Source organism: Streptomyces sp. NPDC029159 (genome assembly GCF_055564055.1).
Window position 1 is genome coordinate 227,131 of record NZ_JBVHWT010000007.1, and the last position, 18,897, is coordinate 246,027.

The window sequence follows — 18,897 nt, forward strand, 5'->3', positions numbered from 1 at the left end:
GGCACCATGGACTTCGCATTCGACGCCCGTACCGAGGAGCTGCGCGCGCGGCTGCTGGCCTTCATGGACGCGCACGTACTGCCCGCGGAGGCGACGGCGGACGAGCAGCGCGCCACGCTGGACTCGCCGTGGCACACGCCGCCGGTGGTGGAGGAGCTGAAGGCCGAGGCGCGCCGGCAGGGGCTGTGGAACCTCTTCCTGCCCGACGCGGAGCTGGGCGCCGGGCTGACCAACCTCCAGTACGCCCCACTCGCCGAGATCACCGGCCGCAGCCCGCAGCTGGCGCCGACCGCGCTGAACTGCGCGGCGCCGGACACCGGCAACATGGAGGTGCTGGCGCAGTTCGGCAGCGCGGCGCAGCGCAAGGAGTGGCTGGAGCCGCTGCTCGCCGGGGAGATCCGTTCGGCGTTCGCGATGACCGAACCGGATGTGGCGTCGTCGGACGCGACCAACATCGAGACCCGGATCGAGAAGGCCGCCGACGGCTCCGGCGACTACGTCATCAACGGCCGCAAGTGGTACATCTCCGGCGCGATGCATCCGGACTGCCGGATCTTCATCGTGATGGGCAAGACCGACCCGGACGGCGCGGACATCCGCCGCCAGCAGTCGATGGTGCTGGTCCCCCGCGACACCCCGGGCCTGACCGTCAAGCGGGCCATGCAGGTCTACGGCTACGAGGACCACTACCACGGCGGCCACGCCGAGGTGGTCTTCGAGAACGTCCGGGTGCCGGCGGCGAACCTCATCGGCGAGGAGGGCGGCGGCTTCGCCATCGCCCAGGCGCGGCTGGGTCCGGGCCGGATCCACCACTGCATGCGGCTGATCGGGATGGCGGAGCGCGCCATCGAGCTGATGTGCCGCCGCGCGGTGTCGCGGGAGGCGTTCGGCAAGCCGCTGGCGCAGCAGGGCGTGGTGCAGGAGTGGATCGCGGACGCGCGGGTCGCGGTGGAGCAGCTGCGGCTGCTGGTGCTGAAGACCGCCTGGCTGATGGACACCGTCGGCAACAAGGGCGCCCACACCGAGATCCAGGCCATCAAGATCGCCACCCCGCGCACCGTCGTCGACATCCTCGACAAGGCGGTCCAGCTGCACGGCGCGGGCGGCGTCAGCCAGGACTTCCCGCTGGCCGAACTGTGGGCGGCGGCCCGGACGCTGCGGCTGGCCGACGGCCCGGACGAGGTCCACCAGCGGTCGCTGGCGCGGCGGGAGCTGAAGCAGTACCGGTAGGTAGGAGGCGTACGCGTACGGGTCGCCGTCCCCGCCGCGGGTGGCGGGGGCGGCGACCCGTCGGGCGTGGCGGGCGCCCCGTCAGGAGCCGAAGGCGCCTCGTCAAGGCGCGGGCGGACGCCTTGCCAGACGTGGGCGGGGCGTCCCGTAGGGCGTGGTCGAACGGCTCCCGTAGGGGTCGGGTGGGCCCCCTGCGGGGCCACAACGCGGGGCGGCGCGCCGATGTTCCCGGGGGTAGGCGCAGGAACAAGGGCGAGACGGAGTCGGCGCCCGCCACGGCCGAGCGCCCCCAACGGAGGCGGGCCCCACTACGGCCGTAGACCCAGCAGCGGCCACAGAATCGGCCGCGGATGCAAGGCACCACCCACGCCCGCAGCGCATCCCACGTCCGCAGCGCGCACCCCCTACAGCCGCCCCCTACGGCCGCAACGCCCGCAGCAGCAATCCCGCCAGATGATCGGCCACTTCCTGCGGGGTGAGCGGTCCATCCTCGCGGTACCAGGTGCCGAGGTGGTGGACCGAGCCGAAGTGGTAGTCCACGACGAGGTCGGCGGGGACGTCGGTGGCGAAGACGCCGCTGCGCTGGCCCTCCTCGATCAGGGCGCGGAACCGCTCGTGGTAGCGGCGGCGTTCGGCCCGTACCTGCTTGTCCTTCTCCGGGCCGAGGTGGTGCATCGACCGGAAGAAGATCTTGGTGTCGTCGAGGTTCTCGATGGTGGTGACGACGACATCGGCGGCGGCGTCGCGCAGCCGCTGCTCCACCGGCGCGTCGGCGTCCGCGAAGTGGTCCAGGCGCTCCTGCTGGAGGCGGAGCACCCGGCCGTAGACCTCGTGGAGCAGGTCCTCCTTGGAGCCGAAGTAGTGGTAGAGGGCGCCCTTGGTGACGCCCGCCGCGTCGACGATCTCCTGGACGGAGGTGCGGTCGTAGCCGCGCTCCGCGAAGAGGTGGGTGGCGGTGGCCAGCAGCCGCTGTGCCACCGGCTTCGTGCCGTCGCCGTCCTTCGTTGCGGCCATCGCCGTCACCTGTTCCTTCGTCGTTGCGCGGGTCGTTCGCGGGAGTCCGGCCGGTCAGCGGCCGTCGGGGCGTGTGCGGTCACGCAGCTCCCGCCGGAGGATCTTCCCACTCGTGGTCTTCGGCAGCTCGGGCAGGATCTCGACCTCCCGGGGACATTTGTACGCGGCGAGCCGCTCCCGGCAGTGGCCGGACAGCTCGGCCGGGTCCGGGTCGGCGCCGGGCCGCAGGCTGACGTACGCCTTGACGGACTCGCCGCGGTAGGCGTCCGGGATGCCGACGACGGCCGCCTCGCGCACCGCCGGGTGGGTGTAGAGGACGTCCTCGACCTCGCGCGGCCAGACCTTGAAGCCGGAGGCGTTGATCATGTCCTTCTTGCGGTCGACGACGTAGAGCCAGCCGTCGGCGTCCATGAAGCCGATGTCGCCGGTGCGCAGTTCGCCGTCGGGTATCGCCTGCGCGGTCGCGTCGGGGCGCCGCCAGTAGCCGGGGACGACCTGCGGGCCGCGGGCCACGATCTCGCCGTGGGTGCCGAACGGTACGTCGGCGCCCGTGTCGTCGACGATCCGGACGACGGCGTCGGGGCCGGGCACGCCGACGGCGAGGGTGCCGGACTCCGGGTCGACGGGGGCCTCGCGGCCGGGCGGGACGGAGGCGAGGGTGGCGGTGGTCTCGGTCAGGCCGTAGCCGTTGTGGAGGTAGCAGCCGGATCCGGCGCGGAACGCCGCCACCAGGGCGGGCGGTACGGGGGCGCCCCCGGAGGCGATCATCGCGAAGGAGGCGAAGTGGTCGCGGGTCACGCCCGGGTGGGCCAGCAGCGCCATGAACGCGGTCGAGGGGCCGACGGTGAAGGCCGGGCGGTACTCCAGGAAGGCGTCCAGGACGACGCCCGCGTCGAAGCGGTAGGTGAGCGCGCAGACGCCGCGGTTGGCGAAGGCGCCGGCCAGTTCGCAGACCAGGCCGGTGATGTGGAAGAGCGGGGCGAGCGTGTAGTAGGTCGATCCGGTGGGCAGCGCCAGTCCGGTGCGCTGCCGCTCGACGTTGTAGGAGAGGTTGCCGTGGGTGTTGGTGGCGCCCTTGGGGGTGCCGCTGGTGCCGGAGGTGTAGCTGATCAGCGCGGTGTCGGTGGCGGCCGGTCCGGGGACGGCGGGGACCGGCGCGGCGGCGGCGTTGCGGGCGACGGTCAGCAGGTCGTCGGCGCCGGCCCGGGGGCCGAGGCGTTCGGGGCGCAGCACCCGGGCGTCGTCGCGGGTCTGGAGCCCGGCCTCGCAGGCGGTCAGCGCGATCCGGACGGACGGCTGCCGGGCGGCGGTCTCGCGCAGGAAGGCGTCCCAGGTGCGGTCGGCGCAGACGACGGCGGTGACCTCGGCGTCGGAGAGCACATGGGCCATCTCGCCGGCCTTGTACATGGGGTTGACGGGGACGACGACGCCGCCGGCCTTCCAGACGCCGAGGAGGGCGAGGACGAAGTGCGGGGTGTTCTGCAGCATCACCACGGCGCGGTCGCCGGGGCGGAAGCCGCGGGCGGCGAGGTGGGCGGCGACGCCGTCGGAGAGCGCATCGGTCTCGGCGTAGGTGAGGCGGGCGTCGAAGTAGGCGAGGGCGGTGTGGTCGGGGGCGTGGTGGACCGCGTCGCGGAAGATGTGGAGCAGCGAGGCGGGCGGGTCGACGGGTGCGCGCTGCGCCGCGGTGAGCTGCGCCAGCCACGGCTTGTCCTGGTAGGAGGTCATCGGGTGCGGCCCTTTCGTCCTGGGTGCCGGGCCCGCCGCGCGCGGCCCGGGGCCGGTCGCGTACGGGGCCGGCGGGTGCCGGATGCCGTGCGGGGAGCGCGGGGTGGTGGTCGGTCACCCCGGGGGCCGCGCGGGGCGCGGCCCGGTCGGCAGGGGGCGCGCGGCCAAGGCCCGCGCGCCCGGGGCGACTACCTGCCTTCGGTCTGCTCCAGCTTCTGCTGGAGGCGGTTCATGCTGCCGAGCCAGCGGTCCGGTTCGGTGGCGCGTGCGGTGTAGTACGCGGCGACCTCCGGGTGCGGCAGGACCAGGAAGCGGTCCGCGGCCATCGCGTCGAAGAGGGCGTCGGCGACGGTTTCGGGTTCGACGGCGGTGGGGGTGAGGACCAGCTCCCCGGCGGCGCCGGTCGCGGCGAGCATGTCGGTGCGGACGCCCTGGGGGCAGATGGCGTGGACGGCGACGCCGCGGTGACGGTAGGTCAGCGACAGCCATTCGGCGAAGGCGTAGGCGCCGTGCTTGGTGACGCTGTAGGGCGCCGCCTCGATCATGGTGAGGAGTCCGGCGGCGGAGACGGTGGAGACGAAGCGGCCGTTGCCGCGTGCCAGCCAGCCGGGCAGCAGCTCCCGGGCGGCGCGGACGTGTGCCATGACGTTGACGTCCCAGGCCAGCGCCCAGTCGTCCTCGGGTGCGCCGGGGCCGCCGCCGGTGCCGACGCCGGCGTTGGCGCAGAAGATGTCGATGTCGCCGCCGAGCGCCTCGCGGGCGGCGGGGACGACCGCGGAGGCGTCCCCGGGGACGGCGAGTGCGCCGATCTCCCCGGCGGTCTGCTCCGCCTTGGCCGCGTCGAGGTCGTTGACGACGACCCGGGCGCCCTCGGCGGCGAAGCGGCGGGCGAGGGCGGCGCCGATACCTCCGCCCGCCCCGGTCACGACGACGGCCTTGTCCCGTACGGCTTCCACGCTGGCTCCCCAGATCGCTCGGCACTTCCTGGCACGCAGACTAACCAGTCGGTATGTGGCAGCGGAAGAGCCGGACGCGCCATGTCCGGCGCGTTCCCCGGCGCGCGCGGGCGGGTTACGGTGCGCTCGGCACGGACCCTGTCCGCTCACCGCTTCCGGAGGGCCGCACATGACCCTGTCCCGACGCCTGCTGCTCGGCCGTCTCGCCGCGACCGGAGCCGCCGGTGCGGCGCTCGCCGCCGCGCCCGCCACCGCCTCCGCCGCCCCGCCGGGCTCCCCGGCCCGCCGCCCGGTGCGCACCGGCTTCGACCATCTCGCCGCCGACGGCTACCGCCTCCTCGACGGCCGCACCGTCGGCATCGTCACCAACCCCACCGGCGTCACCCCGGAGCTGCGCCACATCGTCGATGTGCTGCACGCCGACGCGCGGGTGCGGCTGCGCGCGGTGTTCGGCCCCGAGCACGGCTTCCGCGGCACCGCGCAGGCCGGTGGTTCCGAGGGGCGGTACGACGATCCGGCGACCGGGTTGCCGGTGTACGACACGTACAACAAGAGCGGCAAGGAGCTGGCGGACGTCTTCACCGCGTCCGGGGTGGACACCGTCGTCTTCGACATCCAGGACGTCGGCGCGCGGTTCTACACGTACATCTGGACGCTCTACGACTGCATGGTGGCCGCGGCGCTGGCGGGCAAGGGGTTCGTGGTGCTGGACCGGCCTAATCCGGTGACCGGGCGGGACGCGGCGGGGCCGGTGCTGGATCCGGCGTATGCGTCGTTCGTCGGCCGCAAGCCGATCGCGCAGGCGCACGGGATGACGGCGGTGGAGCTGGCGCGGCTGTTCAACGAGGAGTTCGTGGCCGCGGACGCGGGGCGGCGGGTGCGGCTGGAGACGGTCGCGATGTCCGGGTGGCGGCGCGGTGACTTCTTCGACGCGACCGGGCTGCCGTGGGTGCCGCCGAGCCCGAACATGCCGACCCCGGACACCGCGCTGGTCTACGCCGGGACCTGCCTGTTCGAGGGCACCAACCTCTCCGAGGGGCGTGGCACCACCCGTCCGTTCGAGCTGCTGGGCGCGGAGGGCATCGACCGGCGCTGGGCCGCGGCCGCCGCCGAACTCGCCCTGCCCGGCGTGCACTTCCGGGAGGCGTACTTCGCGCCCGCGTTCTCGAAGTTCGCGGGGAAAACGGTCGGCGGGGTGCAGCTGCACGTGAGCGACCGGGCGGCGTTCGACCCGGTGCGCACCGGTATCGCGCTGCTGGTGACGGCGCGGCAGGTGTGGGACGGCTTCGCGTGGCGGCCGGACCTGGGCATCGACCGGCTGACCGGTTCCGCGACCGTCCGCACGATGATCGACAAGGGCGCGGGGACGGACGACGTGGTCGGCGCCTGGCAGCAGGAGCTGGCCCGCTTCCGGGCCCTGCGCCGCCGCTATCTGCGATATCCGTAGGGGCACGGCCTGGAAACACTCCCCCATATCCCACACTTCGAGACGCGCCATTCCATCTATTGACTACACGTCACACCGCCCCGGACCATGCGGCTCGTGCGAAGCGATACGAGACCAGCGAAGAACGGGCCGGAGACGGCGGACGCCGCGGCCACCCCGGAGGGCGGCGGGGAGAGCCTGCGCCGGGTGGCGGTGGCGTCCTTCATCGGCACGGCCATCGAGTTCTACGACTTCTACATCTACGGCACCGCCGCCGCCCTCGTCCTCAACGACGCGTTCTTCCCCGGGCTCGCCCCGGTCAACGCCACCCTGGCGTCGTTCTCCACCTACGCGGTGGCGTTCGCCGCCCGGCCCCTGGGCTCGCTGATCTTCGGGCACTTCGGCGACCGGGTCGGCCGCAAGTCCGTCCTGGTGGCGTCGCTGCTGATGATGGGCCTGTCGACGGCGTTCGTCGGACTGCTGCCCGGCTACGCCACGCTCGGCGTCTGGGCACCGCTGCTGCTGGTGCTGCTCCGCTTCGTGCAGGGCATCGGGCTGGGCGGCGAATGGGGCGGCGCGGCGCTGCTCGCCGTCGAGCACGCGCCGAAGCGGCGCCGCGGGCTGTACGCGGCGTTCCCGCAACTCGGCCCGTCCGTCGGATTCTTCGCGGCGACCGGCGTGTTCTGGCTGCTGTCGGCGGTCCTGGACGACGCGGCGTTCCGGTCCTGGGGCTGGCGGGTGCCGTTCCTGCTGTCGTTCCTGCTGGTCGGCGTCGGGCTGTTCGTCCGGCTGAAGATCAGTGAGACGCCGGTCTTCGCGAAGGTGCGGGCGGCGCAGGAGGCCGGACGGGTCCCGGCGCTCGACGTCTTCCGGCGCCACCCCAAGGAGCTGCTGCTGGGCGCCGGCGGCATGATCATCGCGTACGGCCTCTTCTACACGGCGACGACCTACTGCCTCTCCTACACCACCGGAACCCTCGGCATCTCCCGGAACACGATGCTGGGTCTGTCGCTGGTCGCCTGCCTCTTCCTCGCCGCGGGGACGTGGCTCGCCGCGACCCGCTCGGACGGTGCCGGACGCCGCAAGCTGGTCCTCGCCGGCACCGGCCTCGCCGTGGTGTGGGGCCTGGTGCTCTTCCCGCTGCTGGACACCGGGCAGCCGGTACTGATCGCCCTCGGCATCGGCGGCGCGCTGTTCTGCATGGGTGTGGTGTACGGGCCGATGGGCGCGTATCTGCCCGAGCTGTTCGGCACCACCGTGCGCTACTCGGGCGCCTCGCTCGCCTACAACCTGGGCGGTGTGCTGGGCGGTGCGGTCTCCCCGCTGATCGCCACCCGCCTCCAGCCGGCGTTCGGCTCCGCGTCGGTGGGCTGGTACGTCAGCGCGGTGGCCGTGGTCTCCCTGCTGTGCGTGCTGGCGCTGCCGGAGACCCGCAGCCGCGAGTTGGGCTGAGTTCCTACGCGGCGGACGCCGGCCCGGGGCGGGTGCCCCGGACCGGCGTCCGTCTTGTGTGCCCCCGCGGGTCAGCGGTGCGCGGGGAACTCCACCACCTGCTGGTAGGTGGGGCGGTTCTGCCAGCTGATCGCGGTGTGGGTCAGACCGCCCACGGCGCGGTGGATGATCGCGTCGGAGCACCACTGGTCACCGGCCTTGCAGCTGTCGTCGCCCGGGTAGACCTGCTCGGCCGTCTTCCCGGACGCCTCGCGCAGCGTGTCGAGGAGGGTGTCCCGGCAGGCCGAGAGGTCGCCCTTGCCGCAGAACGGCCGGGCCAGCGGCGCCTGCACCTTCTCGCCGAGGACCGAGCGCAGGTCCTTGTCGACATAGCTCCACCAGCCGTACTGGAACGCCGATCCGGCGTGCGCCCCGGTCGGGCCGTGGCCCGCCGACGGCGACTCGTCGATCGCGAGGTTGGCGTTGAGCGCCTGGTAGAGGTCGCCGCCCAGCTCCGGGGCGAAGACGCCCTTGACCAGCAGCGGCCACCAGGCGTCCAGCAGTCGGACCGCGTCGGGGTGGGTGTAGGTGTGCGATCCGGCGGCGGTCTCCCGGCGCTGGGAGCCGTCCCGGCGCCACGAGTCGAGCTGCTGCACCGCCTTCTTGAGCTGCGGATCGGTGACCGGCTCGCTCTGGAGCACCCGCAGCAGTGCGGGCAGCACGTCCTCGCCGCGCAGATCGGTGACGGCCGCCTCGGACATCGCCCGGGTCAGTGCGGCGCGGGTGACGCCGCCCTCGGCGGTGAGGGCCGCGACCCGGTCGTCGAGGAGGTCGGCGCGGTGCACCGGGCCGTTGCCGAAGCCCGCCGAGTCGTAGTCGGCGGCCTGCTTGTTGTTCCAGGAGACGTAGTAGTCCTGGTTGACCGACTGCGGATGCTCGGCGGGCGGGGTGTAGTCGGTGAGGTTGTTCTCCGGCTGGTAGCCGCGCCACTCGTACTGCGGCTCCGCCTTGATCGGCAGCGCCGGGTCGACCTTCGGGTTGCGGACGGGGTTGAGGCCGCTGTTGTAGTACGCGATGTCGCGGGAGTCGGCGTAGAACCAGTTGAAGGCGTAGCCGATGTGCTGCGCCGCCTGCTGGAACGACTGCGCGTCACGCACGTACGAGGGGTCGTTGAGCATCTGGAAGCCGATGATGGAGTCGGCCTCGTGACGGTAGGTGGAGCGCAGCGCCGTGTAGGCGACGGGCTTGCCGCCGACGGTGGCGCGGTGGGTGACGGTGCCGTACTTGGTGCGGAGGACCTGCATCCGGTACGAGCCGGCGGCCGTCGGGTCGGCGATGGTCGGCTTCCAGGAGTTGGTCCGCTCCAGCTTCTCCATCGGGGTGCAGGTGCCGTGGTAACGGTAGGCGACCGAGTCCTTGGTGGCCGGGGAGCCGTCGGTGTTGCAGAGGTCGACGGCGTAGGTGTCGGTGATGTCCTGCCCGGCGGAGGTGGCGCTCCAGGCGTAGTCCTGGCCGCGGCCCAGCTGGATGTACATGCCGACACCGGCGAAGGAGGCGCCGCGGGCGCTGATGCCCGGCCCCTGGATCTCCTGGAGCATCAGCAGCTGCGGGGCGAAGTAGCCGGTCTGCGGGCCGAAGACGGCGACGGGGTGGCCGCTGGCGGTGCGCTTGCCGGAGACCAGCAGGGCGTTGGACATGCCGCGGTGCTGGGTCGGGTCGAAGGCGCCCTTGGGCAGCACACCGTCCTTGAACAGCCCTTCCAGCTTGCGGTACTTGGCGGGCGCCTCGACCGGCTCCTGTGCGGGCTTCTTGGCGCCCGCCGCGCCGGTGCGGTCGTACACCAGCGGTTCGGCGGTGACCGATCCGGCGTCCGGCAACGCGGTGCCCTCGGCCTCGGCGGGCTTGACGGCGTACGGGAAGCTCTGGCCGTCGTGGAGGGTCTTGGTGGCCTCGGGGTCGTTGCGCTCGCGGAAGGACTCCCAGAGCGCGGTGCCCTTCTCGACGCCGTACTTCTGCTGCGCGGAGAGCAGCGCGAGGGCGGACGGCACCTCGCCGCCACCGCCGTTGCCGAAGAGCCCGCCGACGACGGAGGCGAGGGCGATCAGGTCGGTGAGCTTGAAGGGCTGGATCTCCCCGGCGTTGGTGATCGCGTCGACATGGCCGGTGAGCACGTACTCCCCGGGGAAGTAGCGGCCGTTCTTCGACTGTTCGCGGTAGGCGTTGATGCCGTCGACGTACGCCTGGGCGTCGTCCATGGCCTGCTTGCCGCGGGCGCCGTTGGTGTCGCGTATCCGGTCGACCTGCGCCTGGAGATCGGCCTCGGTGTACGGCGCCTGGGGCCAGAACTCCTGCTCCAGGCCCTGGTTGGCGAGAGCGCCGCCGGCGAACGAGGTCAGCTCACCGCGTCCGATGTGCCGGAAGAGGTCCATCAGCCACAGCCGGTCCTGGCCTGCGGCGTAGCCCGCGCCGAACTCGGTGCCGTAGCGGGTGGTGCCCTTGATGTGCGGGATGCCCGTCTTCTTGTCCCGGGTGATGGTGACGTCGTCGCGCGGCGCGGTGACCTTGTCGACCTGGTCCTTGGGGACGCCGAAGGAGGAGTCGTTGAAGAAGTCGGTCAGGGTGTCGTCGGTGAGCGACTTGTAGCCGCTCGCCAGGGCGCCGTACGGGGCGAGTTGGTCGTCGGAGTGCGCGGGGTGGGTGCCGAAGACCTTGCTCGCCAGGATGTCGGCGAGGGTGGCGTTGCCCGTCGCGCCCGGCGGCAGGATGTCGGCGCACTGGCCCTGGCAGTAGTCGGAGTCCTCGGGACCGTCGGCGGCGGTCGCGAGGGGAGGTGGTGCCAAGAGCGTGGCACCCAAGGCGAACAGGGCTGCCGCGGCGGCGGTCCTGAGCCTTCCGGTACGTCGTCGCATTCCTGCTCCTCGGGAGGCGGGTGGGGCCGGACGTTACCGCTGGTTACCTCTCCACGGGAAGATGAACAACAGTCACCTTTCCGTATCCCTCACCGGACACCCCCGACGACCACCGCCCCTTCCGCCCCACGCCCGGGAACCGCAAGAAAATTCGAGGGATCCGGGCGGCCTTCCCCTACGTCCCTTCCGTGTCCAGTCGGGTCCTCCCCACGGAGGTGGGATGAATATGGCCGGTTTCAGAGCTTTCGCCGCACAGGTCCGCGATCCGCGGCTCCTCGCCACACGGCGCCGCACCGCCCTGCGCAAATGCCTGGAGCGCTTCGCCCCCTACGGGCACCGCGCCACCTGGCACCACCTGTGCACCCGGGCCGGTATCGCCCCGCAGGACCGCGATCCCGACCCGGCACGCCTGCTCGCCGCCCTCGCCGAACTGGAGGAGGCACGCACCCTCTGGCTGGCGTACGAGGCGGAGTGCGTCGCGCGGCGCCGCCGGGAGAAGCGGGACGGCATCCGGCAGCCCGGCGCGCTCGACGCCTGGCACCGGCGCACCTGGGGCGGCTGCGAGATCGTGCCGTGCGCGGCGCCGCACCGGCACCCGGCGGCCCCCCTCGCGGCGGTGCTGCGCACCGTCATCGCGGCGATGGAGTCCGGACGGCTCCGGAACGACTGCCCGGTGTGCGGCTCCACCCGCTTCCGCCCGCTCACCGACACCGACCGCCGAGCCGCCGGACCGGTCTGCGCGGACTGCGGCGTGATCACCCCGGCCGCCCTGCTGACCCGCGACACCCTGGCCGCGGCCCGGCGCGAGGCGTCCGGCGCCGGGGCGGGAACGGTGACACCGGCGAGGACGGCGGCCGGTTCCGGCGCGCGCTTCGGAGCGTCGATCGCGGCCTGAACGGGCGTTACCCGCCGCCGAGTTCGCACCCTCGGCGGGGATTGTCAGACCCCTGTGCCAGCATCGGGGTATGACTCAGGTCGCTCTCAACGGAGCCCGCACCGCGGCGGATTCGGCCGCGGTGCCGCTGTCGCCGACCGCGCTGGCCGAGGCCGCGCGGCGGGCGGTGGCGGCCGGGGCCACCTCCGTCCACGTCCACCCCAAGACCCCCTGCGGGCAGGACTCCCTCTCGCCCCGGGTGGTCGCCCCGGTTCTGGAGGCGGTGCGGGCGGCCGTGTCCGTCCCGGTCGGGGTGACGACGGGCGCGTGGGCCGAGCCCGATCCGGCACAGCGGGTGGCGCGGATACGGTCCTGGCCGCTGCTGCCCGACCACGCCTCGGTCAACTGGCACGAGCCCGGCGCCGAGCAGGTGGCCGCCGCACTGCTCGCCCGGGGCGTGGCGGTGGAGGCCGGGATCTGGTCCGGCACCTCCGGCGCCGCGCGCTTCGCCCGCTCGCCGCTGCGCCCGCGGGTGCTGCGGGTGCTGGCCGAGGTCACCGACACCGACGCGGCGACGGCCCCGGCCACGGCCCGGCGGCTGCTGGCCGCGCTCGGCTCCGCCCGGCACGGCCGCCCGGTGCTGCTGCACGGCGAGGAGGGCGGCACCTGGCCGGTGCTGCGGCTGGCGCTCCGCCTGGGCCTGGCCACCCGGATCGGCATCGAGGACACCCTGCTGCTGCCGGACGGCGCCCCGGCCCGGGACAACGCCGAACTCGTGAGCGCGGCGCTTGAATTAGCGGCCACCGAGACATCCTCGGGCGCACCGTCGGCGGCCGGGGGCTCCGGTGCGGCCGCCGCCCGGGAGGCGATATCCGGCGGCGGCTCGCCCGGCAGCTCCCCGGGCGCCGCCCCCGGCAGCTGAGGCACGGCGGAAGCCGCCTGCCGCGTCGGCCGCACCCCGGCCGAACCACCACCGACGGCCGCACCGCCGTCCACCCTTGCCGCACGGCACCCGGGCCCGCGGCACAGCCGAGAAGGGGAACACCATGGCCGAGCTGCACGATCTCACCGCCCTCGAACAGGCCCACGCCATCAGGGCGGGCGACCTCTCCCCCGTCGAGCTGACCGCGCACTACCTCGACCGCGTCGAACGGCTCGACGACACCGTCGGGGCGTTCCTCACCCGCACCCCGGAGATCGCCCGCGAGCAGGCGGCCGAGGCGGAGCGGACCGCCACCGCCGCCCGGCGCGAGGGCCGCCCGCTGCCGCCGCTGCACGGCGTCCCGGTGCCGGTGAAGGACCTCAACCAGGTCGCCGGGGTGCGCTGCACCCTGGGCTCACTCGCCCTGGACGACCGCATACCTGCCGTCGACGACCATGTCGTCACCCGGCTCCGCGCCGCCGGCACCGTTCTGCTCGGCAAGACCAACACCCCCGAGTTCGGCCTGCCCTGCTACACCGAGAACAGGCTCGGGCCGCCCGCCCGCACCCCGTGGGACCTCGACCGGTCGGCGGGCGGCTCCAGCGGCGGGGCGGGCGCCGCCGTCGCCGCCGGTCTGGCGCCGCTCGCCCACGCCTCGGACGGCGGCGGCTCGATCCGCATCCCCGCGGCGGCGTGCGGCCTGTTCGGCCTCAAGCCCAGCCGTGGCCGGGTCAGTTCCGGGCCGGTGCTCCGCGATGTCACGGGCCTGGGCACCTCCGGCCCGCTGGCCCGCACGGTCGCCGACGCCGCGGCGCTGCTCGACGTCCTGGCCGGGCCGATGCCGGGGGACGCGTTCACCGCGCCCGCGCTGCCGCCGGGCGAGACGTTCTCCGCGTACGTGGGGCGCGATCCCGGACGGCTGCGGATCGGTGTGCTGACCGGGTCGCCGGTGCCGGGCGCCGAGGTGCACGAGGAGTGCCGGCGGGCGGTCGCCGACACCGCGGCGCTGCTCGGCGGCCTCGGCCACCACATCGAGGAGGTGTCCCTGCCCGCCGACGACGCCCTCCCCGAGCACTTCGCCCGGGTCTGGTCGGTGATCGCCGCGAACCGCCCGGTGCCGCCCGGCCGCGAGGAGCTGCTGATGCCGCTCACCCGCCATCTGCGCGAACGCGGCGCCGCGGTCTCCGGCCCGGAGTTCGCCGCGTCCCTGTACGCGCTGCAACAAGTCGGCCAGACCGTCGCCGACGTACTGATGCCGCCCGGCGGCTACGACCTCCTCCTCTCCCCCACGGTCGCGGCACCCCCGCCGAAGATCGGCGAACTGCGCAACGACACCGACCCCGCAGCGGAGTTCGCCGCCATCACCGCGTACTCCCCCTTCACCGCCCTCTACAACGCCACCGGCCAACCGGCGGCCAGCCTCCCCCTCCACCAGACCCCCGAGGGCCTGCCCATCGGCGTGATGCTGGCGGGACGGTACGGGGAGGAAGCCCGGCTGATAGCGGTGTCGGCGCAGCTGGAGAGCGCTCGGCCTTGGGCGGGGCGGAGGCCGTTGGTGTGGTGAATGACTGATCGCAAGGTGCCGGGTGGGGCCTGGCGGAGGCCGGGCCCCACGGTTCGTACACGGCGCGGACCGTCCCCGCACACGCGGGGCCCACGCCCGCTCAACCCCGATTCGTACACCACTCATGGGACCACCCCCGCACACGCGGGGCCCACTGGCCCGCGAGCGAGACCGCACTGCCCAGCTGGGGGCCACCCCCGCACACGCGGGACCACCCTTCATGACCAGCGGTTTCGTCACGAAGCTCAGGGTTTTCGTTCGGCTCGTGAGATCAGCGAAGCCCAATGTGCCCAAGCCCGAACGGCCGCCTCACCGTACCTCCCCCGTCCCTGGGTCGCACCGCCCCGGCTTCTCGTCCGCATCCTCGGACGGCGCACCGGGCGCGGGCGTCCGTCGATCGACCCGCAGCCGCTGGGCCCCCGGGCCCTGTTGGCCGAGGTTGTCGTACGGGTTGGAGAGGGCGCAGCGTTCCAGGGAGAGGCAGCCGCAGCCGATGCAGTCGGTCAGGTGGTCGCGGAGGTCGACGAGTTGGCCGATGCGTTCGTCGAGTTCGGCGCGCCAGGTCTCGGAGAGGCGGGCCCAGTCGTCGCGGGTGGGGGTGCGTTCGTCGGGGAGTTCGGCGAGGGCGTCGCGGATCACCGCGAGGGGGATGCCGACCCGCTGGGCGGCGCGTACGAAGGCGACGCGGCGCAGGGTGTCGCGGGTGTAGCGGCGCTGATTTCCGGCCGTGCGGGTGCTGGTGATCAGGCCCTTGGTCTCGTAGAAGTGCAGTGCGGAGACGGCGGCGCCGCTGCGCGCGGAGAGCTGGCCGACGGTGAGTTCATGGACCTTGAAGGGAAGCTGGGGCACAGGCCCAGCCTAGGTCCCATGGACCAGGCACCGGGCAGCCCTCCGCCGGACCGGGCCCCTGCCGGACCCGGCGCCCGGCCCGACCGCGCGTCGCACCCGCCAGGCCCGGCCCCGCCCTCACCCGACCTCCGCCGTTCCGTTGACAGCGGCACACACACTCCGCATGCTGAGCAAGCGCTTAGCGCAGAGATCAGAGCAGGGATCAGAGCAGTGCACGGTGAGCGGCGACGGGCGTCCGGCAGGGCGCGGCCGGCGGCGCGGGAAACTTCAGGAGGCGGACGGGATGGCTGAGCCCCGGGTGTTCGGATCGCTCGACGAGCTGCGAGCCGCGGTCGGCGAGGAGCTGGGCCCCAGCGACTGGCTGGAGATCGATCAGCGGCGGATCGACCAGTTCGCCGAGGCCACCGGCGATCATCAGTGGATCCATGTCGACGCGGAGAAGGCGGCGGCCGGCCCGTTCGGCACCACCATCGCGCACGGTTATCTGACGCTGTCGCTGCTGCCCGCCCTCGTCCCGCAGCTGATGCGCGTCGACAACGTCGCGATGGGCATCAACTACGGCACCAACAAGGTCCGTTTCCCCACGCCCGTGCCGGTCGGCTCGCGGGTGCGGGCCACCGCGCGGATCGCGGAGGTCACGGAGGTGCCCGGCGGGGTGCAGCTGACGACGGCGGTGACGATCGAGCGCGAGGGCGGCACCAAGCCGGTGTGCGTGGCGGAGTCGGTCAGCCGCTTCACCTTCTGAGACGGAGCCGGGCCGGAGGCGGCGGGCCCGGGGAGCGCACGGCGCCCGCCCCGGACCCGCCGCCCCGAGGCGCGAGGCCATGCCCGCATCCGTACCGCCGGGCCCCTCACCCCGAGGCCGTCACGCCACCTCCGCGCCCACCATCCGCAGCACCAGCCCCGCGTAGAGGACGCCGACCTCGTCGGGGGTGCGGCGGCCGTCGGCGGTGAACCAGCGGGCGACGTCCACGCAGAGCGACAGCACGGCGAGGGTGGTGCCGGGGACGTCGTCGGCGCGGAACTCACCGGAGTCCGCGCCGTCCTGGATGATCTGGCGCAGCAGCCGGTCGGTGCGGCGGCGCAGCGCGGTGATCTCGGCGTAGTGCTCGGGGCCGAGCGCCTGGAGTTCGTACTGGATGACCCGGGCGGTGGTGTGGTGCTCGGCGTGCCAGCGGACGAAGGTGCGGACGGCTCCGGCGAGGCGTTCGGCGGCGCTGCCGTCGGCCGCGGCGGCCTCGCCCATGATGGCGAGCGCCTTCTCGTGGCCGATGCCGCTGATGCGGTAGAGCAGTTCCTCCTTGGTCCGGTAGTGGATGTAGAGCGCGGCGGGGCTCATTCCGGCGCGGCCCGCGATGTCACGGGTGGTGGTCGCGTGGTAGCCGCGTTCGGCGAACGCCTCGACGGCGGCGCGGACCAGGCGCCGTGCGGCGTCCGGGGCCACATCGGCCCACTCGTCGCCGGCGCCCGCCGCCTCCCGTGCCTCCGCGTCCATCGCACACCCCGCTTCTTCTCCGCCACGGACCCTCCACGGACGGACCGCACACCTTACCGCGCGGGTGAGCGGACGCTTAGCACATGCCCGCGGGGCGCCGTGGGGCGGGCCGCGGTCCCGGGCAGCACCGCTGATCAGCGGCGGGTCGGCCTCGTACCATGAGGGGCATGGCCCGCCCCCGCAAGCCTCTGCTGAGCCGCGCCCGGATCGTCGCCGCGGCGCTGGCGCTCATCGACGCGGAAGGGCTGACGGCGCTCTCCACCCGGCGGCTCGCCGCCGAGCTGGGGGTGAGCGGCCCGTCCCTCTACAACCACTTCCCCACCAAGGACGCGCTGCTCGACGCGGTCGCCGACACGGTCATCGCACAGGTCGACGTCACCGCGTTCGCGGACGGCGACTGGCGGGCCGGACTGCTGGGCTGGGCCCGTTCCTACCGCGCCGCGCTCGCCGCGCATCCGCACATCGTGCCGTTCCTCGCGCAGGGGCCCGGCCGCCGTCCGGCGGGGCTGACGATGGCGGACGCGGCGTTCGGCGGGCTGGTCGACGCGGGGTGGCCGCCGGCCCAGGCGACCCGGGTCTGTGCGATGGTCCGCTACTTCGTGGCCGGTTCCGCGCTCGGCTCGTTCGCCCGCGGCTTCGTCGACGACCCCGGCGCGTACGACCCGGACGCCTATCCGCACCTCGGCCAGGCCCATCTGCTGGCGGAGCACCAACGGCGGGTGGACGAGGGGGCGTTCGAGGCCGGGCTGCTGGCGCTGGTCGACGGGCTGGCGCTGCACCATCCGCAGGTCGGGCCGGGCGGCCGCTCCGTACCGGACGCGCCCCCTCGGCCCGACCCTCACAGCCCTTAGATGTAGAGTGCACCAGCCTCTGACCGGCAGGGGCATTTCGGGCATATGGAGGCATCGTGGGTCAGCGGGACACGAAGGAGGGGGCCGCACCGCAACCGGAGGCGGCGCCCCTCGGCAAGCTGTGGAACTTCGTGCTGGCGGTGCTGCGCGGCCAGGCACAGGTCGACTTCCTGCCCAACGCCCTCACCGGCGCGATCTTCGCCGTCGCGCTCTTCGCCTCCGGCTGGCAGTACGGCGTCTACGGTCTGCTCGGTACGGCCGTCGGCACCGCGACCGCGCGGCTGCTGGGCGTCACCCGGGACCGGATCACCGCCGGCCTGGAGGGCTTCAACGCCTGTCTGGTCGCGGTCGGCTTCGCCGTCTTCCTCGGCGCCGACCACCTCTCCACCGCGCTGCTGGCACTCGCCGGGAGCGCGGTGGTCACCGTCGTCACCGGCGCCGCCTCCCGGGTCCTGGCGACCTGGGACCTGCCGACGTTCACCCTGCCGTACTGCCTGATGGCCAGCTCCATGACGATCGCGGCGCCCGGCTTCGAGCGGATCTGGCACAACGGCGAGGGGCTCGCCGCACTGACCCACCCGGCGGGCGGCCCCACCACCCTCAGCTGGACCGATCTGTGGCACGCCTTCTTCGCCGACTTCGCGCAGATCTTCTTCATGCCGCAGTGGTACGTGGGCCTGATCTTCCTCGTCGGCATCTTCGTGGCCAGCCGCCGGGCCGGGGTGATGGCCTGCATCGGCAGCGCCGTGGGCATCTTCACCGCCTGGGCGCTGGGCGCACCCGCCGCGGACGTCGCCGAGGGCACCATGGGGTACAACGCGGTGCTGGTGACGATGGCGCTGTGCGGGGTGTTCCTCGTCGCCGACGCCTGGAGCCTGGGGTACGCGGTGATCGCGGCGGCCACCGCGACCTGCCTCAGCTCGGCGATGGCGGCGCTCTTCGCCCCGTCCGGCGGCCACACCTTCACCTGGCCGTTCGTCCTCGTCTCGCTGGTCTTCCTGGTCGCCGCCCCGGCCTTCCCGCGGCTGCGCCGCCCGGAGGCCCCGGCGCCCGCCGAGACCACGGACGACGCACAGACGCCGGTCGCGGCGGCGGCCTGACGGACGGCGGGGTCCGGGGCTTCCGGCCCCGGGCCCCATCTCTCGTCAAGCGGCGGGAACCCGGCGGGCCGGAACCTCGAAGACGAGTTCACGGCCGTCCTCCTCATCCCACTGCTCGCCGACTTCGACGAAGCCGAAGCCCGAGATCGTGGCCAGGGACGCCACGTTGCCGGGGCTGATCGCCGCCCGCACGGTCGTGACCGCGGCTTCGGCCGCAGCCCGGCGGAGCAGCTCGCCCAGCGCGGAGCGGCCATATCCCCGGCGGCGGAAGTCGGGAGCGACGGCGTAGCCGATCTCGACCGTGCCGGCCTCATCGGGCGGTCCGTGGAACCCGGCATGTCCGACGACGAGACCGCTGTCGGCGACGATCGCCTGTCGCACCATCCACCGCGCCCCGCCGGGATCGGCGGCCATCTGGTCGAGCCGGTACCGCCACAGCCACCGTGCCCGGTCGGTCACGAAGTACTCGGTCAGCGGAACCCCGGCCACTCTCCCGGCTTCGGCCAGGTCACCGTCGAGCAGAGCGGACATCGCCCCGCCGGACAGCT

General features: G+C 73.6%; 16 protein-coding genes. 9 read left to right on the plus strand and 7 right to left on the minus strand.

What is annotated here, in order from left to right; genetic code table 11:
- Window positions 1-6 precede the first annotated feature (6 nt).
- The gene (locus tag ACZ4U4_RS16740; RefSeq protein WP_467874338.1) at window positions 7-1,230 is read left to right on the plus strand and encodes an acyl-CoA dehydrogenase family protein; all 1,224 of its coding nucleotides are present in this window, start codon (window positions 7-9) and stop codon (window positions 1,228-1,230) included.
- A 417-nt stretch (window positions 1,231-1,647) separates the two neighbouring features.
- Here ACZ4U4_RS16740 and ACZ4U4_RS16745 read toward each other — a convergent pair whose 3' ends face one another.
- The 3 genes from ACZ4U4_RS16745 to ACZ4U4_RS16755 form a co-directional block, all read right to left on the minus strand.
- Complete coding sequence (locus ACZ4U4_RS16745) at window positions 1,648-2,244, minus strand: TetR/AcrR family transcriptional regulator (RefSeq protein ID WP_467874340.1); 597 nt, start codon at window positions 2,242-2,244, stop codon at window positions 1,648-1,650.
- A 54-nt stretch (window positions 2,245-2,298) separates the two neighbouring features.
- On the minus strand, window positions 2,299-3,972 hold the full coding sequence (locus tag ACZ4U4_RS16750; RefSeq protein WP_467874342.1) for a class I adenylate-forming enzyme family protein: 1,674 nt from the start codon (window positions 3,970-3,972) through the stop codon (window positions 2,299-2,301).
- A gap of 188 nt (window positions 3,973-4,160) precedes the next feature.
- A complete protein-coding gene (locus ACZ4U4_RS16755) occupies window positions 4,161-4,928 on the minus strand; it encodes an SDR family oxidoreductase (protein WP_467874344.1) in 768 nt (255 codons plus the stop codon).
- Window positions 4,929-5,097: 169 nt separating this feature from the next.
- Between ACZ4U4_RS16755 and ACZ4U4_RS16760 the strand changes: the two genes are divergently transcribed.
- Together ACZ4U4_RS16760 and ACZ4U4_RS16765 are read left to right on the plus strand one after the other, a co-directional pair.
- Window positions 5,098-6,375, plus strand: a complete 1,278-nt coding sequence (locus ACZ4U4_RS16760; RefSeq protein WP_467874347.1) for an exo-beta-N-acetylmuramidase NamZ family protein — start codon at window positions 5,098-5,100, stop codon at window positions 6,373-6,375.
- Between the two features lie 87 nt (window positions 6,376-6,462).
- Window positions 6,463-7,806, plus strand: a complete 1,344-nt coding sequence (locus tag ACZ4U4_RS16765; RefSeq protein ID WP_467874350.1) for an MFS transporter — start codon at window positions 6,463-6,465, stop codon at window positions 7,804-7,806.
- Between the two features lie 71 nt (window positions 7,807-7,877).
- On the opposite strand, the gene ACZ4U4_RS16770 is transcribed toward ACZ4U4_RS16765, so the two are convergent.
- Window positions 7,878-10,694, minus strand: coding sequence for a penicillin acylase family protein (locus ACZ4U4_RS16770; protein WP_467874353.1), 2,817 nt, complete (start codon window positions 10,692-10,694; stop codon window positions 7,878-7,880).
- 226 nt (window positions 10,695-10,920) lie between these two features.
- On the opposite strand from ACZ4U4_RS16770, the gene ACZ4U4_RS16775 reads away from it, so the two are divergent.
- From ACZ4U4_RS16775 to ACZ4U4_RS16785, 3 genes are all read left to right on the plus strand, one after another.
- Window positions 10,921-11,589, plus strand: coding sequence for a hypothetical protein (locus ACZ4U4_RS16775; RefSeq protein WP_467874356.1), 669 nt, complete (start codon window positions 10,921-10,923; stop codon window positions 11,587-11,589).
- 70 nt (window positions 11,590-11,659) lie between these two features.
- Window positions 11,660-12,490 carry a 3-keto-5-aminohexanoate cleavage protein gene (locus tag ACZ4U4_RS16780; RefSeq protein WP_467874359.1) on the plus strand — a complete coding sequence of 277 codons (831 nt, stop codon included), beginning with the start codon at window positions 11,660-11,662 and terminating at the stop codon, window positions 12,488-12,490.
- Window positions 12,491-12,614: 124 nt separating this feature from the next.
- Window positions 12,615-14,054 carry an amidase gene (locus ACZ4U4_RS16785; protein ID WP_467874362.1) on the plus strand — a complete coding sequence of 480 codons (1,440 nt, stop codon included), beginning with the start codon at window positions 12,615-12,617 and terminating at the stop codon, window positions 14,052-14,054.
- A 309-nt stretch (window positions 14,055-14,363) separates the two neighbouring features.
- Here the strand turns inward: ACZ4U4_RS16785 and soxR are convergent, their stop codons facing one another.
- Entirely contained in the window at window positions 14,364-14,903 is a 540-nt protein-coding gene (soxR, locus tag ACZ4U4_RS16790) for a redox-sensitive transcriptional activator SoxR (RefSeq protein ID WP_467874364.1), read from the minus strand.
- Window positions 14,904-15,186: 283 nt separating this feature from the next.
- Between soxR and ACZ4U4_RS16795 the strand changes: the two genes are divergently transcribed.
- Window positions 15,187-15,648, plus strand: a complete 462-nt coding sequence (locus ACZ4U4_RS16795; protein ID WP_467874366.1) for a MaoC family dehydratase — start codon at window positions 15,187-15,189, stop codon at window positions 15,646-15,648.
- 120 nt (window positions 15,649-15,768) lie between these two features.
- Here the strand turns inward: ACZ4U4_RS16795 and ACZ4U4_RS16800 are convergent, their stop codons facing one another.
- Window positions 15,769-16,398: a TetR/AcrR family transcriptional regulator gene (locus ACZ4U4_RS16800; protein ID WP_467874368.1), complete on the minus strand. Its 630-nt coding sequence runs from the start codon at window positions 16,396-16,398 to the stop codon at window positions 15,769-15,771.
- Window positions 16,399-16,565: 167 nt separating this feature from the next.
- On the opposite strand from ACZ4U4_RS16800, the gene ACZ4U4_RS16805 reads away from it, so the two are divergent.
- Both ACZ4U4_RS16805 and ACZ4U4_RS16810 read left to right on the plus strand, forming a co-directional pair.
- Window positions 16,566-17,249 carry a TetR/AcrR family transcriptional regulator gene (locus ACZ4U4_RS16805; RefSeq protein WP_467874370.1) on the plus strand — a complete coding sequence of 228 codons (684 nt, stop codon included), beginning with the start codon at window positions 16,566-16,568 and terminating at the stop codon, window positions 17,247-17,249.
- A gap of 56 nt (window positions 17,250-17,305) precedes the next feature.
- A complete protein-coding gene (locus ACZ4U4_RS16810) occupies window positions 17,306-18,349 on the plus strand; it encodes an urea transporter (protein WP_467874373.1) in 1,044 nt (347 codons plus the stop codon).
- A gap of 45 nt (window positions 18,350-18,394) precedes the next feature.
- On the opposite strand, the gene ACZ4U4_RS16815 is transcribed toward ACZ4U4_RS16810, so the two are convergent.
- Complete coding sequence (locus ACZ4U4_RS16815; protein ID WP_467874375.1) at window positions 18,395-18,880, minus strand: GNAT family N-acetyltransferase; 486 nt, start codon at window positions 18,878-18,880, stop codon at window positions 18,395-18,397.
- Between the last annotated feature and the right edge of the window lie 17 nt (window positions 18,881-18,897).